The sequence below is a fragment of the Sagittula salina genome, assembly GCF_017813235.1.
Taxonomy (GTDB): domain Bacteria; phylum Pseudomonadota; class Alphaproteobacteria; order Rhodobacterales; family Rhodobacteraceae; genus Sagittula; species Sagittula salina.
The window spans coordinates 138376-152709 of sequence record NZ_JAGISH010000002.1; the positions used below are offsets into that span (position 1 = coordinate 138376).

17 protein-coding genes are annotated in these 14334 nt (G+C 65.6%); 8 read left to right on the plus strand and 9 right to left on the minus strand.

Annotated elements, in window-relative coordinates:
• The first annotated feature begins 1 nt into the window (after window position 1).
• The 3 genes from J5474_RS04610 to ccmB are packed head-to-tail and all read left to right on the plus strand — an operon-like array spanning window position 2 to window position 1664.
• A complete protein-coding gene (locus J5474_RS04610) occupies window positions 2-355 on the plus strand; it encodes an Mth938-like domain-containing protein (protein WP_209359636.1) in 354 nt (117 codons plus the stop codon).
• Window positions 356-378: 23 nt separating this feature from the next.
• The gene (gene ccmA / locus J5474_RS04615) at window positions 379-1011 is read left to right on the plus strand and encodes a heme ABC exporter ATP-binding protein CcmA (RefSeq protein ID WP_209359637.1); all 633 of its coding nucleotides are present in this window, start codon (window positions 379-381) and stop codon (window positions 1009-1011) included.
• The gene (gene ccmB / locus J5474_RS04620; RefSeq protein ID WP_209359638.1) at window positions 1008-1664 is read left to right on the plus strand and encodes a heme exporter protein CcmB; all 657 of its coding nucleotides are present in this window, start codon (window positions 1008-1010) and stop codon (window positions 1662-1664) included. Before ccmA ends, ccmB begins: the two co-directional genes overlap by 4 nt.
• A 64-nt stretch (window positions 1665-1728) precedes the next feature.
• On the opposite strand, the gene J5474_RS04625 is transcribed toward ccmB, so the two are convergent.
• The gene (locus J5474_RS04625) at window positions 1729-2355 is read right to left on the minus strand and encodes an NAD(P)H-dependent oxidoreductase (RefSeq protein WP_209359639.1); all 627 of its coding nucleotides are present in this window, start codon (window positions 2353-2355) and stop codon (window positions 1729-1731) included.
• A gap of 242 nt (window positions 2356-2597) precedes the next feature.
• Here J5474_RS04625 and J5474_RS04630 point away from each other — a divergent pair, with 242 nt between their 5' ends.
• From J5474_RS04630 to J5474_RS04640, 3 genes are read left to right on the plus strand one after another with little or no spacing between them, the layout of a single operon-like run.
• Window positions 2598-3347: a heme ABC transporter permease gene (locus J5474_RS04630; protein ID WP_209359640.1), complete on the plus strand. Its 750-nt coding sequence runs from the start codon at window positions 2598-2600 to the stop codon at window positions 3345-3347.
• 10 nt (window positions 3348-3357) lie between these two features.
• The gene (gene ccmD / locus J5474_RS04635; protein WP_209359641.1) at window positions 3358-3513 is read left to right on the plus strand and encodes a heme exporter protein CcmD; all 156 of its coding nucleotides are present in this window, start codon (window positions 3358-3360) and stop codon (window positions 3511-3513) included.
• On the plus strand, window positions 3503-4045 hold the full coding sequence (locus J5474_RS04640; RefSeq protein ID WP_245216237.1) for a DsbE family thiol:disulfide interchange protein: 543 nt from the start codon (window positions 3503-3505) through the stop codon (window positions 4043-4045). Before ccmD ends, J5474_RS04640 begins: the two co-directional genes overlap by 11 nt.
• 310 nt (window positions 4046-4355) lie before the next feature.
• On the opposite strand, the gene J5474_RS22975 is transcribed toward J5474_RS04640, so the two are convergent.
• The 3 genes from J5474_RS22975 to acnA all read right to left on the minus strand — a co-directional run bounded on the left by J5474_RS22975 (window position 4356) and on the right by acnA (window position 8097).
• Window positions 4356-4481 (minus strand): hypothetical protein, encoded by a 126-nt coding sequence (locus tag J5474_RS22975; RefSeq protein WP_280842489.1) that lies wholly within the window; start codon window positions 4479-4481, stop codon window positions 4356-4358.
• Window positions 4482-4804: 323 nt separating this feature from the next.
• A complete protein-coding gene (locus J5474_RS04645) occupies window positions 4805-4957 on the minus strand; it encodes a hypothetical protein (RefSeq protein WP_209359642.1) in 153 nt (50 codons plus the stop codon).
• Window positions 4958-5307: 350 nt separating this feature from the next.
• Entirely contained in the window at window positions 5308-8097 is a 2790-nt protein-coding gene (gene acnA / locus J5474_RS04650) for an aconitate hydratase AcnA (RefSeq protein WP_209359643.1), read from the minus strand.
• A gap of 319 nt (window positions 8098-8416) precedes the next feature.
• Here acnA and J5474_RS04655 point away from each other — a divergent pair, with 319 nt between their 5' ends.
• Window positions 8417-9112, plus strand: a complete 696-nt coding sequence (locus J5474_RS04655) for a DUF1223 domain-containing protein (RefSeq protein WP_209359644.1) — start codon at window positions 8417-8419, stop codon at window positions 9110-9112.
• Window positions 9113-9231: 119 nt separating this feature from the next.
• Here J5474_RS04655 and J5474_RS04660 read toward each other — a convergent pair whose 3' ends face one another.
• Together J5474_RS04660 and J5474_RS04665 are read right to left on the minus strand one after the other, a co-directional pair.
• Window positions 9232-10131 carry a lysophospholipid acyltransferase family protein gene (locus J5474_RS04660; RefSeq protein ID WP_342454008.1) on the minus strand — a complete coding sequence of 300 codons (900 nt, stop codon included), beginning with the start codon at window positions 10129-10131 and terminating at the stop codon, window positions 9232-9234.
• Window positions 10132-10295: 164 nt separating this feature from the next.
• Window positions 10296-11351: a flagellar motor switch protein FliG gene (locus J5474_RS04665; RefSeq protein WP_209359645.1), complete on the minus strand. Its 1056-nt coding sequence runs from the start codon at window positions 11349-11351 to the stop codon at window positions 10296-10298.
• Window positions 11352-11546: 195 nt separating this feature from the next.
• Between J5474_RS04665 and J5474_RS04670 the strand changes: the two genes are divergently transcribed.
• On the plus strand, window positions 11547-12212 hold the full coding sequence (locus J5474_RS04670; protein ID WP_209359646.1) for a response regulator: 666 nt from the start codon (window positions 11547-11549) through the stop codon (window positions 12210-12212).
• A gap of 415 nt (window positions 12213-12627) precedes the next feature.
• Here J5474_RS04670 and J5474_RS04675 read toward each other — a convergent pair whose 3' ends face one another.
• The 3 genes from J5474_RS04675 to J5474_RS04685 form a co-directional block, all read right to left on the minus strand.
• Window positions 12628-12777: a carbohydrate-binding module family 14 protein gene (locus tag J5474_RS04675; RefSeq protein WP_209359647.1), complete on the minus strand. Its 150-nt coding sequence runs from the start codon at window positions 12775-12777 to the stop codon at window positions 12628-12630.
• 312 nt (window positions 12778-13089) lie between these two features.
• Window positions 13090-13608 (minus strand): hypothetical protein, encoded by a 519-nt coding sequence (locus J5474_RS04680; protein WP_209359648.1) that lies wholly within the window; start codon window positions 13606-13608, stop codon window positions 13090-13092.
• Window positions 13609-13709: 101 nt separating this feature from the next.
• Entirely contained in the window at window positions 13710-14201 is a 492-nt protein-coding gene (locus J5474_RS04685) for a Hint domain-containing protein (protein WP_209359649.1), read from the minus strand.
• Window positions 14202-14334 lie beyond the last annotated feature (133 nt).

A 14334-nucleotide genomic window follows, 5' to 3' on the forward strand; every position in this document is an offset into this window, starting at 1 on the left:
GATGCGGCTGAACGAGGTTCAGTTCGGGGATGCCCGACCCGTCGATGGCTACGGGCCGGGCTTCTTCCGAGTCGCGGGGGAGGTACACGAGGGTGCGCTTCTGCTCTGGGACAAGGGGAAGGCGGGCTGGAACGGGATGCACGACACAGAGGCGCTTCTGGGCTTTGTGGGGGAGGTCGATGTGCTTTTTGTCGGCACCGGCGCGGAAATCGCGCATCTGCCGCCCGCGCTTCGCGACACACTGGAGGGCGCGGGGCTGGGGGTGGAGGTTATGAATTCGCCGTCCGCCTGCAGGACCTACAACGTGCTGATTTCCGAAGGATGCAGGGTGGCGCTGGCGGCGCTGCCTGTTTGACGGTTCGGGAGGGGCGAATTTTCATGGAAAATTCGGACACCGACAGGACATTGCGTGCCGACGATCTGACCGTGGCGCGCGGCGGTGTTGCGGTTCTCGAAGGGGTCTCCTTTGTGCTGGACCCTGGTCGAGCGCTGGTGCTGCGCGGGCCGAACGGATCGGGCAAGACCACGCTATTGCGCACAATTGCGGGATTGCAGCCCGCCACGGCGGGCGCGGTAGAGGGTGCGGGCGAACGCATCGCCTATGCCGCCCATGCCGACGGTCTGAAATCCATGCTGACGGTGACGGAAAACCTGACCTTCTGGGCACAGGTCTTTGGGTTCGCGGATATTGCCGGGGCGATGGCGGCCTTCGATCTGCTGTCCTTGCAGGACCGGCTGGCCGGGTCGCTGTCCGCCGGGCAGAAGCGGCGGCTGGGGCTGGCACGTCTGATGGTCACCGGGCGGCCGGTCTGGGTGCTGGACGAACCGACTGTCTCGCTTGACGCGGCCTCTGTCGCGCTGTTCGCGGACGCGGTGCGCGGGCATCTGGCGCGTGGCGGTTCGGCGTTGATGGCGACGCATATCGACCTCGGACTGGAGGCGGACGTGCTGGACGTGACGCCTTTCAAGGCGAAGCCGCGTGCGGCCGTGGAAGACGAGGCCTTCCTGTGATCGCGCTGCTGGTCCGGGATCTGCGACTGGCGGTGCGCGCGGGCGGGGGCTTTGGCCTTGGCCTCGCGTTCTTCCTGATCGTGACGGTTCTGGTGCCTTTCGGCGTCGGGCCGGACACGGGACTTCTGGCGCGGATCGCGCCGGGCGTGTTGTGGATCGGGGCGCTGCTGGCTTGCCTGCTGTCGCTGGACCGTATCCTTGCGCTCGACTGGGAGGATGGATCGCTTGACCTGCTGGCCACCGCGCCCCTTCCGATGGAAGGCATCGTGACGGTGAAGGCGCTGGCTCACTGGATCACCACGGGGCTGCCGCTTGTGGTCGCCGCGCCGGTGTTGGGCGTGCTGCTGAACTTGCCGCTCGGGGGCTATTCCTGGGTCTTCGTCAGCCTCGCGCTGGGAACGCCGGCGCTGTCGGTGATTGGCACCTTCGGTGCGGCGCTGACAGTCGGGCTGAAGCGCGGCGGGCTGCTTCTGTCTCTGTTGGTGCTGCCGCTTTATGTGCCGACGCTGATCTTTGGCGCCGAAGTGGCGCGGCGCGGCGCTGAAGGCCTGGACGTGCAGGTGCCGCTGCTGATGTTGGCGGGGATCAGCTTTGGCGCGCTGGCGTTGCTGCCGTTTGCCAGCGCGGCCGTATTGCGGATCAACCTCAGGTAAGTCGGGGGAGTCCCCCGACCCGAAATCCTGGCGATCAGGCCCATGAGCCCGATCGCGGTATGCGTCAGGCCACGCGGGTAAAGAGGGCTTCGGCGGATTTGCGGACCTTGGGCGCGCCCTCCAGCCAGTCGCCGTCGCCTCGGTAGCCAAGTGTCAGGATCACCTGCGATTTCAGGCCACGTTCGGCAAGCCCGAGCACCTTGTCCGCCTGCGCGGGGTCGAAACCTTCCATCGGGGTCGCATCGACCTTCTGTTCGGCGGCGGCAAGCATCGCAAAGCCAAGGGCAATATAGGCCTGCCGCGCGGCATGTTCGGCGTTTATCGCCGGGTCGCGCGGAACGTAGAGGCCCTTGAGCCCGGTGTAATAGCGGTCCGCCAACTCGGATTTGCCGCGCACTGACTCGCTCGCTGCGTGAACGCTGTCGATTCGCTCTTCTGTGTAGGTATCCCAGCTGGCGAAAACGAGCGCGTGACTGGCGTTCTCGGTGGCGGCCTGGTTCATGCCCATCATGCCGAGCGACTTCTTGATCTCGGGATTGGTGACCACGAAAACCTCGAAGGGCTGTGTCCCGGAAGAGGTGGGCGCCAGGCGGATTGCTTCCAGAATGGCTTCGAGCTTGTCTTCGGGCAGCGTGCGCGCCGGGTCGTAGGCTTTGGTGGCGTAGCGCCAGGTCATGAGGTCCTTGAGCATGTTTTGATCCCGTTTTGGTCAAAGTGCGTGCCGTGTGGAACGGCGGATGACGGGTAGCTAAACTGTTCTGTTCACTTCGCAAGAGGGCGAATCGCGCAGGGACTGTGCGATTGCGAAGGCCCCGGCCTGCGCCACCGCGTAACCGGAACAAAGGCGATTGGTCGCGGGGGTTTGTTCGACCGGATGTTGCGCGGCGGGCGGATTTCGGGTGTAAACGGCCGGAACCAACGATAGGGAGCGCCATGGCGTCGATCTGGGAATATGCCAATCCGGTGAAGTTCATCCGTACCGCGGACCGGCTTCTGCCGTGGCTGTCGGGGCTGGCGCTGGTGCTGATGGCGGTTGGCCTGTTTTGGGGGTTTTTCCTGACGCCGGAGGACTACCGGCAGGGGGCGACGGTCAAGATCATCTACCTGCACGTTCCGGCCGCGCTGATGGCGATCAATGCCTGGTTGATGATGCTGATCGCCTCGCTGATCTGGATCGTGCGGCGGCACCATGTGTCGGCGCTGGCTGCGCGGGCGGCGGCGCCTGTGGGGGCGCTGATGACGGTGATCGCGCTGGCGACGGGGGCGATCTGGGGCCAGCCCATGTGGGGCACCTGGTGGGCATGGGATCCGCGCCTGACCTCCTTCCTGATCCTGTTCCTGTTCTACCTTGGGTACATGGCGCTTTGGTCCGCGATCGAGAACGATGACACGGCGGCGGACCTGACGTCGATCCTGTGCCTCGTGGGGTCGGTCTTTGCGGTCCTGTCGCGGTACGCGGTGAATTTCTGGAACCAGGGTCTGCATCAGGGCGCGTCGGTCATGCGGGCGGGTGCGATCGCGGGCGATACGGAAGAGCGGGTCTCCAACGTCTACGCGGTGCCCTTGTTCGTCTGCATGGCGGGCTTTGCGGTGCTTTTCGTGGCGCTCGTTTTCCTGCGGACCCAGACAGAGATCCGGGCGCGGCGGACACGCGCCTTGCTGGCACGGGAACGGATGGCCTGAGGTGGGGAACATGATGCCGGAACTTGGGAAATATGCGGGCGCGGTGCTGTCCTCTTATGCGGTCTCTCTGGGGCTGATCGCAATGTTTGTGTGGCTTTCGCTGCGCCGGTCGCGCCGGGTGAAACGGGACCTCGAACAGGTGGAGGGGCGTCGCGATGGCCATTAAGCCGCTGATGGTGCTGCCGCCGCTGATCTTTGCCGCCTTCGGGGTGATGGCGTATCTGGGGCTGAAGAACTCGGACGAGACGCATCGGCTGGAGAGCGTCTTTGATGGCGAGCCCGCGCCTGAGATGACGGCGGAGCCGCTGGCGGGCTATCCGGGCATCACGCGCGAGATGCTGGCCTCGGGCGAGGTGACGCTGGTGAACTTCTGGGCCTCGTGGTGCCCGCCCTGCCGGGCAGAGCATCCCAGGCTCATGGAGATGCAGGCGCAAGGGCTGACGATCCTCGGGGTGAACTTCAAGGATCAGGCCGGGAACGCCACGAAATACCTGGGCGAGGAAGGCAATCCCTTTGCGGGGGTGGCCTTTGATCCGGCCGGGCGGACGGCCATCGAATGGGGCGTCACCGGGCCGCCGGAGACCTTCATCCTCGATGGCGACGGGACCGTGGTTTTCAAGTTCGTGGGGCCCCTCGTGGGGTCGGATTACGAGCAGCGGTTCCTGCCCGCGCTGGAACAGGCTTTGGCGGCGCAATGATGCGTGTCCCACGCAGGGACAGTCCTCCGATGCAGTGAAATCAATGGCTTGGCGGTATACCTTCAGGGGATCGTAAGACTTTTCCGAGGGAGAGCCGCCGGATGCCGGGTCGCCGTGGATTCGGATACGGGGCGCCGGGGCTGACCGCCGTTGAGTATTTTTATCAAGCAGAAGCAGGGGGCGGGCGCTGTTTTCCCCGCCGTTGGCGCGTGACCGGAGAGGCGGGCCGGGCTTGCGGCGTGCGGGTTTCTGTTCGCGCGCCGCATGGGGCGGGGTTTGCCTGGGGTGACAGGGAACGTGCCGGGGGCGGTCAGTGATCGCAGGCGGTGCGGTGGGCAGGGGCGCAGGGTACAGGCGGCTGTTCGGCGGCGGCGAGAGCACCCATGAGGGCGAGGACCACGAGGGCCGTGGCTTGCATCAGGGTAAGGAGTTTCATGGCTGGCCTCGGTTGTTCGGGTCGGTCCGCGTCGGACAGGGTTGCGGGCGGCCGCGGGGGCCGGTGGGACGTCTCGGAAGATGGGGACGAAGGCGGCGGATTAAACCCGGGACCCGCGCGCGGAAAGCGTACAGGGTGTCGCACCCCGCGCCCGGTGGCGGGGGTTTGCCGGGGGGGGGAACCGAAGGGCGTTACGGCCAACATGATTGAACGCCAAGTGCAGAAACCGGACCCAGGTGCCGGGCATTCAAAAGTCAAGATACCCCGTTCGTCGGTGCACGCTTCGCGTCGGCGAATATTGGTTGGAAGCGAGATCGGTTCGATCAAAAAGGAATTTCGTCGTCAAGATCTCGGCCGCCGGTCCCATATCCGCCATCAGCCCTCGGCAACTCTTTCCGAGGTGGTTCGATTTTCTTAATCTCTGGGGGCTTGGGCAGTTTGGGCTCGGCTTCTTTGGCGTCGTCGAGAAGCCCCATGATCTTCTCAAACCACGGCCACCAGGGACGCGCACTTTCACGCTCAATGTCTGCACTCAACCCCGCAAGTGACCGGGCCAGATCTGCGAACCGTTCATAGCGAGTGCGAGCTTTACTTACATCTTGGCGGGCTCCGCCAAGATGTCATAGAGCTTTTCTTTCTTCGCATCTGGTGCGGTGGAGATTTCGACTTCACTAAGATTTTTTCTAGCTCGCTGTAACCCCTAAAGGCATTCGGCGTACGGCGGGGGGACGTTGCATGCGCGACCAATGCTGCTTCACAGGTTTTTCTCCCTTGCCAAACAAAAAAGGCGCCCCGCAGGGCGCCTTTTGGTGTTGGGGTGGGGCGGTTATTCCGCGGCCACGGAGCCTTCGGAGGCGAGGTTGCGCAGCACATAGTGCAGGACGCCGCCGTGCTCGATGTATTCCACCTCGATCGCGGTATCGATGCGGCACTTCAGGGTGATCTCCTTCGTGCTGCCGTCGCCGTAGGTGATCGTGCAGGCGGTTTCCTGCAGCGGCTTCACCGTGTCGAGGCCGTGGATGGAGACGGTTTCGTCGCCCGTCAGGCCCAGCGATTTGCGGGTGTCGCCGCCGGTGAACTCGAAGGGGATGACGCCCATGCCGACGAGGTTCGAGCGGTGGATGCGCTCGAAGCTTTCGGCGATCACGGCCTTCACGCCCAGCAGCGCGGTGCCCTTGGCCGCCCAGTCGCGCGAGGAGCCCGCGCCGTACTGCTCGCCGCCGAAGATCACCAGCGGCACGCCGGCGTCCTGATAGGCCATGGCGGCATCGTAGATCGAGGTCTGCGCGCCGTCGGGGCCCTTGGTGTAGCCACCCTCGACGCCGTCAAGCATCTCGTTCCTGATGCGGATGTTGGCGAAGGTGCCGCGCATCATGACCTCGTGGTTGCCGCGACGCGCACCGTAGGAGTTGAACTCCCGCACCGGCACCTGACGCTCCACCAGATACTTGCCCGCCGGGGTGGTATCCTTGAAGGAACCCGCCGGGGAGATGTGGTCGGTGGTGATCATGTCACCGAGGATGGCCAGCACGCGGGCGCCCTCGATGTTGGAGATCGTGCCCGGCTCCTTCGACATGCCTTTGAAGTAGGGCGGGTTCTGCACGTAGGTGGAGGTGGCGGGCCAGTCGTAGGTCTCGCCGCCGTTCACCTCGACCGCCTGCCACTTCTCGTCGCCCTTGAAGACGTCGGCGTACTTGGCCTGGAACGCCTCGCGCGTGACGGTCTTCTGCACCAGGTCGGCAATTTCCTTCGACGTCGGCCAGATGTCCTTGAGGTAGACGTCATTGCCGTCCTTGTCCTGGCCGATCACGTCGGTGGCAATGTTGACGTTCATGTCGCCCACCAGCGCGTAGGCCACAACGAGCGGCGGCGAGGCGAGGTAGTTGGCGCGCACGTCCGGAGAGATGCGGCCCTCGAAGTTGCGGTTGCCCGAGAGCACCGAGGTTGCCACCAGGTCATACTTGTTGATCGCGGCGGAGATCGGGGCGTCCAGCGGACCGGAGTTGCCGATGCAGGTGGTGCAGCCGTAGCCCACGAGGTTGAAGCCGATGGCGTCGAGGTGTTCCTGCAGGCCGGCGGCCTCAAGGTACTCGGAGACGACCTGGCTTCCCGGTGCGAGCGAGGTCTTCACCCAGGGCTTGCGGTTGAGGCCGAGTTCGTGCGCCTTCTTCGCCACCAGGCCCGCGCCGATCATGACGTAGGGGTTCGACGTGTTGGTACAGGAGGTGATCGAGGCGATCACGATGGAACCGTCGTGCAGCTGGTAGTTGCCGTCGGAGGTTTCCACGTAGCCGCGCTTGTGATTGCCCTCGTCGCCGGGGATGTCGCGTGGCTCGGGCGCGCCGCCTTCACCTTCCCAGCGCACCTCGGCGGCGGGGGTGACGTCCTGGCCGTCGCGCACGCCCTTGATGTACTCGGCAAAGGCAGTGCCTGCCTCGGTCAGGGCGATGTAGTCCTGCGGACGCTTCGGGCCGGAGATCGCGGGCACGATGGTGCCCATGTCCAGCTCCAGCGTCGACGAGTAGACCGGCGCATAGGACGCGTCGCGCCAGAAGCCGTTCTCCTTGGCGTAGGCTTCGACCAGCGCGATGCGGGATTCCTCGCGTCCCGACACCCGCAGGTAGCGCAGGGTTTCCTGGTCGATCGGGAAGAAGCCGCAGGTGGCGCCATACTCGGGGGCCATGTTGGCGATGGTGGCGCGCTGCGCCAGCGGCAGGTTGTCCAGACCCTCGCCGTAGAATTCGACGAACTTGCCCACGACGCCGTGGGCGCGCAGCATCTCGACGACCTTCAGCACGAGGTCGGTGCCGGTGGTGCCTTCGACCATCTCGCCGGTCAGCTTGAAGCCGACGACCTCGGGGATCAGCATGGAGATCGGCTGGCCCAGCATGGCGGCCTCTGCCTCGATCCCGCCGACGCCCCAGCCCAGCACGGCGGCGCCGTTGACCATGGTGGTATGCGAGTCGGTGCCCACCAGCGTGTCGGGGTAGGCGACCAACTCGCCGTTCTGGTCCTTGTCGGTCCAGACGGTCTGGCTGAGGTATTCGAGGTTCACCTGGTGACAGATGCCGGTGCCCGGGGGCACGACGCGGAAGTTGTCGAACGCGCTCTGGCCCCACTTGAGGAAGGTGTAGCGCTCCATGTTGCGCTCGTACTCGCGGTCCACGTTCATCTGGAACGCGCGCGGGTTGCCGAATTCGTCGATCATCACCGAGTGGTCGATCACGAGGTCGACCGGGTTCAGCGGGTTGATCTTCTGCGCGTCGCCCCCCAGAGCCTTGATCCCGTCGCGCATCGCGGCAAGGTCGACCACGGCGGGAACGCCGGTAAAGTCCTGCATCAGCACGCGCGCCGGACGGTAGGCCAGTTCACGGTCGCCGCGACCGCCGTTGGCGGCCCAGTCGGAGAACGCCTTGATGTCGTCAAGCGTCACGGTCTTGCCGTCTTCGAAGCGCAGCATGTTTTCCAGGACCACCTTCAGCGCGGCGGGCAGGCGGGAGAAATCCCCGAGTCCCGCGGCCTGGGCCGCCGGGATGGAGTAATAGGCGACCGTCTGATCGCCCGCCGTGAGCGTCTTGCGCGTGCCCGCGCTGTCGTGTCCGACTTGAATGGTCATGAGAACCTCCGGATGGGTGACTACATGGGTGATTGCGCCTCTCTTGCCGCAACGCAACAAACAACTCAAGGGGCCTGCGGCAATTTGTATGCCATTGTATGCAATATTTATGGGCCCCGGTGCGGTGCGGGCATTCCCTGCGGCGCGCTCCATGGCCAATGCGGGGCCAGTGGGGGACCAGTGCGCGAGCGCCATCGCGGGCGAGGCTGGCGTTCATGTGACATTCAGCAGTTTGTCACAGGCTCTCGCAAATGATTGATTGGTCCCGGTCGGGGGGGCGCGATACATCCGATGGGCAAGCACTGAAGACGAGGGGACAATGCGCGGAATTCTGGCACTCGGGTTGGCGATCTGGACGGGCATCGCAGGGGCGGTGCAGGCCGATGATGCTCCCGTCGTGGTGGAACTCTTTACCTCGCAGGGCTGTTCCAGCTGCCCGCCCGCCGATGCGCTGCTGGCGGAACTGGCAGAACGCGACGACGTGATCCCGCTCGCCTTTCACGTGGATTACTGGGATTACATCGGCTGGAAAGACAACTTCGCCTCGCCGAAATTCACAAAGCGGCAAAAGGGTTACGCCCGCGCGGGCGGGTGGAAGATGATCTATACGCCGCAGATCGTCGTCAACGGGATGGAGGACGTGGTGGGATCGCGGCCCGCGGAGGTCGCCGACCTGATAGCGGCGCACGAGGACAAGCCCGCCCACGCCAAGGTCACGCTGACGCGCCGCGGCGACCGCGTGCTGATCCGCGCGCAGGGCAATGGCCGGATGCAGGCCTGCGACGTTTCCGTGCTGCACTACGCGCCCGCGCAAGAGGTTACCATCGACCGGGGAGAGAACGCGGGAAAGACGATTCTGTACACCCACATCGTGCGCGACTGGGACGTGACGGCGCGCTGGGACGGCACCGGCACCTTCGAGATGGAGGTGCCTTCGCCCGCCGGACAGCCGGTCGTGGTGTTGTTGCAGGCACCGAGATACGGGCCGATCCTCGCCGCCGCGCGGCTGGAGTAACGGTTTCACCGTCAGCCGATGCGCTGAAATGACCGGCGGAATTCCGTCAGATTTGCCATTTCCGACAGATTATGCGCGCGCTCTGCCGGACGACAGGTCCAGGCAGCGTCTGGCAGGGCTCACTCTTCGCGGTATTTCGCCACGCGCTTTGGTTTCCAGCGGCGGTGCGTCCACATCCATTGGCCGGGATCGGCCTCGATGCGGACCTCAAGTCTGCGGGTGACTTCGGTCATCATCTCCAGCGGGTCGCCGTGCGGGACGGGGTCCTCGATCACCGCGTCAAAACCAAAGCCGTCGGGGCGGCGGATGCCGAAATAGGGGATCAGCAGCGCATCCGTCTTCAGCGCGATATCGGCAAAGGACAGCGCGGTCGGCGCGGGCTGGCCAAGGAAGGGGATGAGCGTGCCGGAGCTTTCGAAGACATCGAAGGCCACGGCGGCGATGCCGCCTTCGCGGATGTGGCGGATCAGCCCGATAGTGCCGCGACGACCCTGCTCAAAGACCGGTTCACCGACCTCGCGGTAATTGCGGATGTAGCGTGCGTTCATGAAGGGGTTGGACATCGGTCGCAACAGCCCCGCCACGGTGTAGCCCCGCGCCACCAGTGCCGCGCGGGCGCAGATCGGGCTGCCGTAATGGCCGGTGATCAGCAGGACGGGGTGGCCGCTGGCGCGCGCCTCCTCCAGCACTGGCAGGCCCGGCCCGGTGACCGGGTAGGCGGCACCACGGGCCAGCATCTCGGCGGGGTCGTAATTCTCGATCAGGGCGCGGGCGAGGTTGTCGATGGCGCGTTCCGCGATCTCGCGCTTCCGTTTTGCGGGCGTGTCCGGCCAGACGAAATCGAGATTGTCCGCCACCCGGTCGTACCAGCCCAGCGCGGGGGCGGCGAGTCTGCGCACCAGCAGGGAGGTCAGCGCGAGCCTGCGACGTACGGGCAAAAGCCCCGTGACCGCGATATAGGCGTTCAGCGCCATGTCGGCGAAACGCTCGCCTCGGCTGCCCTGCTCTGTGTCGTTCACCGTGCCGTCCTTGCCTGCCCTGGGTGTCCCCCTTCTAGGCAAGCCCCGCCGGGGCGGCAAGCCGGGGCGGCGGGAGGGAGCCGTGTCGCGGCTGTGTCGGGCTGAGCCGGGGGCCTTTGTCGGGTGCGGGGCTGCGTGGAAGGCGGGTCAGGAACGGGGCAGGGTTACTCGTCGGCGTCGGGGTCCAGCAGCTCGATCTCCCCGACAGAGACGAGGTCGCGGATGGCGGAAACCACGGCATTCATCGCCTTCTCGCCCACCTTCGGTTTGACCGAGCCCTTGTTGGCGGCCTCCTCGCGCAGGGATTCGGCCATGCGCTTGGACATGTTCGACAACAGGAATTCGGCGGTGCGGCCGTCTTCTTCCGATGTGGCGGCGGCGATGGCGGTGGCGAGCGTGTCCGGTGGCACGTCGCGGGTGATCTTCGGCACGTCGATGGCGTTGAGCCGTTCCGGGATGTTGGCAAAGGTAAAGATCGCCTTGCGCACGGCGTCGGCGAAGTCCTTGTCCTCCTCCTCAAGCTGCTGCAGCAGTTCGTCGCGCACGGCGGCGTTGGAGTAGTTGAGGATCGCGCCGAGGCGTTCGTCGGGGCGCTTGGCAAAGGCTTTCTCAGGCTCTGCGTCGATCTGCGCGGCGAGGCTGAGCCCGATGCGGTCGACGGCATCGGGGGTGACGCCGGTGGTCATGGAAACCGCATAAGAGATGCGGCGCGCCTTGTCGCCGGGCAGCAGCGACAGCACCTGCGCCGCCTTGCCCACGTCGATCTTCGACATCATGACGGCGGCGATCTCCGTGCTTTCGGACATCACCAGTTCCTCCAGCCGTTCGGGCGGCAGCGCGTTGATGCGGTCCCAGGGGTCGCCGGTCTGGCGCACGCCCGCCTCCTTGCGCAGGCGGGTGGCGGTGCGTGGATTGATCTTCCCGTCGAGGGCGCTGAGCGCGCCGGCCATGTCGCCGGGGAAGCTGAGGCCGATGGCTTCCAATTCGTCGGCGAATTCGTTGACCACCTCGTTCAGAGTCTCGCGATTGATGTAGCGCATGTTGCCCAGAAGCATGGTCAGCTCCTCCTGCAGGTCGTCGGGCAGGGCAGAAAGGGGAACGTCCGACCCCTCGTTGAGCAGGAACTGGACGATGATGGCCGCCTTGGCCTTGCGCGAAAGCGGCAGCGTGCCGCGCGCCATGGGGCCTGGGAGGGCGGCGAGGGCGGTCATGTTCGACATGCGGGTGTCTCCGAAACTCAAGCGTGGGGATGTGGTAACGCTACAAGGTTGCCGGGGCCTTAAGGCGATTGCATCGAGGGAGGGATAAATTTGCACGGAATTGCCGGGATTTCCGGGGACGCGTCTTAACTTTCCGTTGACTGGCCGGGGCGCAGATTGAGCGGCACCGGGGCGCGGGGAAAAGGGGAGATCACGATGTTGGCTTTGCAAAGACATTACGAAGAGGAGGCAGTGGTCCGGGAATTCCCGCCGCCTGCCACCGCTCGGCTGGCACAGGCCACAGGAAGCCCGGGGAGCTGCCTCGTGGTGGATGACGATAGCTTTGACCGCCGGCTGTTGCGGCGTTGTCTCGGCCGGGACCGGTCGGACATGGAAACCTTCGAGGTCGAGAACATCGCCGCCGCGCGGGCCTTCCTGGCGGAGCGTACGCCGGACCTGATTCTGCTCGATCATCGCCTGCCCGACGGGCTGGGCGCGGATTTCGCGCGGGAACTGCGCGCCGACCCGGCCCTGAGCGAGACGATGGTTTGCGTGATCACCAGCATTGACACACGGCTGTTGGACCCGGATGTGCCTTCTTTGTCGAAGGACAGCCTGACTCCTCAAAGCCTGCACGGCATGATCGAACGCTTCCTCGCGGAGCGCCGCGTGGCGGATGGTTCTGAAGCGCGGCAACTGGTGACGGAGTTCGGCGGCGAGCTGCAGGACAGCATGTCGCGCGCCACGGCGCGAATGCTGCTGCTGCTCCGTCGGGTGAAAAGCACATCCCGCCGCAAGCTTCCGCGGGCGACGATGAACGACCTCGAACAACTCGAGGACATGCTGCTGACCTTTTCAGAGCTGTCAGCGCGGCGGAACTGAGGGGACCCCGGACCGGCTGGATGTTGGAAACGGGCACGATCGCCTTCCGTCCAGTCGCGAAGGCGGTCCCGGTCAGGCACCCACTCGAACAGGATCCAGTCGAACAGGATCCAGTCGAATGGGGGCGGTGACGATCAGGCGGTCACCGGAGCGGGATGCGCGATCGGCCGCAGGCGGGTTGGGCGGTTCCGGTCGGGTCTTGCCTTTCGCGAGCGCCCGGATTGAGGGGCGTCGGGTCGCCCGCTAGTCGATGCCCACGATATGGGCATCGACTACCATGGGTGATGCCAAGCAGGGGTGACAACAGTCATGGGTCATGACTATGGGGCCGGGCGACTTCGCCCGGGCCGCTGGAAGATGTCCGGACCCGAGGCAAGCGAACTGCAGCGCTTGCATTGGGCCGCCTTACAGTGTGTCAGCTGCTGACGACCTTGCAGCTCTTGCTGTCAGCATCGAAGACCGTTCCTTCGGCGCAGGACATGGCCTGTGCGTCGTGGAAGGGGCAGGCGCTGGCGGCCAGCGGCGCCAGCGTCAGGATCAGTGCGGTGAAAATCGTCCTTGTCATCTTTTGCACTCCTGTTGGTTACCCCGTGCAGGCCGGGGTGACGGAAGGGTATCACGAGGCAGCAGGTTTTCCTAACGCGAAGCCGTGCCAACGCTTGCGGGCGGGGGGGGCAGACCGTTCCAACCTGCTGGAAAGCGGGCGCAAGGTACCGGCCTGCTGAATACGGGCGGACGGTTCCTGAGCGCGCCGGTCACGCGTCCGGCGTGCCTATGGTTCAGTCGCGCCGTGGAGCGTCAGATCCTGTTCAGGAGACCCCGTTCGGGAGGCTCTGTTAAAAGGTCCTGTTCATGAGGCCGGTTCCGTGCGCCCGGCTCAGTAAGCGTAGGCGGTGCCGGTCGAGATCGCTTCCGCCAGCGTGGCCTCGGCCCATGTGCCGCGCCCGCCTCGGGCGACGTTCTCGCGGTGCTGGATCAGCGCACCGACAAGGTCGCCTTCGAATACCAGCCCCTGACCCGTGTAGCTGCGCGCCAGCAGGTTGTCGGGATTGCGCGCCAGCGCGCGACCGTACCAGGCCCTTGCCTCCGCAGCCGCGCCCCGCCTGCGCGCGAGGAACCCGCGATAGGTCAGTACCCCGTCCGCCTGTTGATCCTGCATGGCGTCGAGTACCAGCGCCGCCATGTGGAACTGCCCGTCGTAGGCGTATTCGCGCACCGCGACCAGCCGCGCGGCGTCGTCCAGCGTCGGGGCGTGGGCGGTGAGGCATTTCTGCGAGGCAGGCTCCCAGACCTGCCCTGTCTTGAACTGCGGATGTGACGGCGGCGCGGAGGTGTCGCCGCCCGCGGCCATGGCGTCAACGGGCAGGAGGGCCAGGAAGAGGGCGGTGCGCGGCATGGGAACCTCCGGCAAAGGAACTGACCCCAGTGTGTCACGAGTCGCCCGTAACCGGCGAGTGTTTTGGACCTGCCTGGGTGTGCCGCGCCGCCGGGCGCAGCCTAGGCGGTGACGAGCGCGTTCGCTGCCAGTTCAAGACCGTCGGCGTAGATGATCTGTGGCGTGTCGAAAACCAGTTCGAAGAGGGTGAGTTCCTTCAGGCCGAGCGGGCGGATGAAGGTGCCGTCTATCATGCGCGCGACGGGAACCAGCGCCTGGGGCGCGCCAAAGAGCGCGGCGGCACGCCAGTCGCGCACGAGGATTTCCTGCGCGGCGCAGAGGGTGACGGCCTGCTCGGGCTTTTGCGTGCCGAGGCTTCCGGCATCGATTCCGACGGCGGCGACACGACGGCGGAAAGGGCGCAGCGCGGCGAGACGTGCGGTGCCTGCGTGGCGCGTGATGACGCTGTCGCCGGGGGTGAGGAATTCGACCGGCAGTTGCCCGTCGAGGGTCAGCACCGGGGTGCCGAGGGGAAGTGCGTTGATGGCCATGCCCGGCGCCAGATGGCGCGCGGGCAGGCCGCCCGCGTCGCGAGGGGTCTGTTCGTGATGCATTGGGGGCGTCCTGCTCTGGTTGCCTGGTCTTGTTTTTTGCCTAATGTTTCGCAGCAGGCAGTCCAAGTCACGGGGTTTTCGCCCGGCTATGCGATCGTTCCGGAAGGTGATTCTTTTGAGTCACGGTTCCGTA

Excerpts from the sequence above, each read along its gene's own strand:
- acnA (WP_209359643.1), bottom strand. The coding sequence starts at position 8,097 with ATGACCATTCAAGTCGGACACGACAGCGCGGGCACGCGCAAGACGCTC.
- J5474_RS04630 (WP_209359640.1), top strand. The coding sequence starts at position 2,598 with ATGGCGTCGATCTGGGAATATGCCAATCCGGTGAAGTTCATCCGTACC.
- J5474_RS22975 (WP_280842489.1), bottom strand. The coding sequence starts at position 4,481 with ATGAAACTCCTTACCCTGATGCAAGCCACGGCCCTCGTGGTCCTCGCC.
- J5474_RS04610 (WP_209359636.1), top strand. The coding sequence starts at position 2 with ATGCGGCTGAACGAGGTTCAGTTCGGGGATGCCCGACCCGTCGATGGC.
- ccmA (WP_209359637.1), top strand. The coding sequence starts at position 379 with ATGGAAAATTCGGACACCGACAGGACATTGCGTGCCGACGATCTGACC.
- J5474_RS04670 (WP_209359646.1), top strand. The coding sequence starts at position 11,547 with ATGTTGGCTTTGCAAAGACATTACGAAGAGGAGGCAGTGGTCCGGGAA.
- ccmD (WP_209359641.1), top strand. The coding sequence starts at position 3,358 with ATGATGCCGGAACTTGGGAAATATGCGGGCGCGGTGCTGTCCTCTTAT.
- J5474_RS04625 (WP_209359639.1), bottom strand. The coding sequence starts at position 2,355 with ATGCTCAAGGACCTCATGACCTGGCGCTACGCCACCAAAGCCTACGAC.
- J5474_RS04640 (WP_245216237.1), top strand. The coding sequence starts at position 3,503 with ATGGCCATTAAGCCGCTGATGGTGCTGCCGCCGCTGATCTTTGCCGCC.
- J5474_RS04665 (WP_209359645.1), bottom strand. The coding sequence starts at position 11,351 with ATGTCGAACATGACCGCCCTCGCCGCCCTCCCAGGCCCCATGGCGCGC.
- J5474_RS04680 (WP_209359648.1), bottom strand. The coding sequence starts at position 13,608 with ATGCCGCGCACCGCCCTCTTCCTGGCCCTCCTGCCCGTTGACGCCATG.
- J5474_RS04675 (WP_209359647.1), bottom strand. The coding sequence starts at position 12,777 with ATGACAAGGACGATTTTCACCGCACTGATCCTGACGCTGGCGCCGCTG.
- J5474_RS04685 (WP_209359649.1), bottom strand. The coding sequence starts at position 14,201 with ATGCATCACGAACAGACCCCTCGCGACGCGGGCGGCCTGCCCGCGCGC.
- J5474_RS04645 (WP_209359642.1), bottom strand. The coding sequence starts at position 4,957 with ATGGGGCTTCTCGACGACGCCAAAGAAGCCGAGCCCAAACTGCCCAAG.
- J5474_RS04655 (WP_209359644.1), top strand. The coding sequence starts at position 8,417 with ATGCGCGGAATTCTGGCACTCGGGTTGGCGATCTGGACGGGCATCGCA.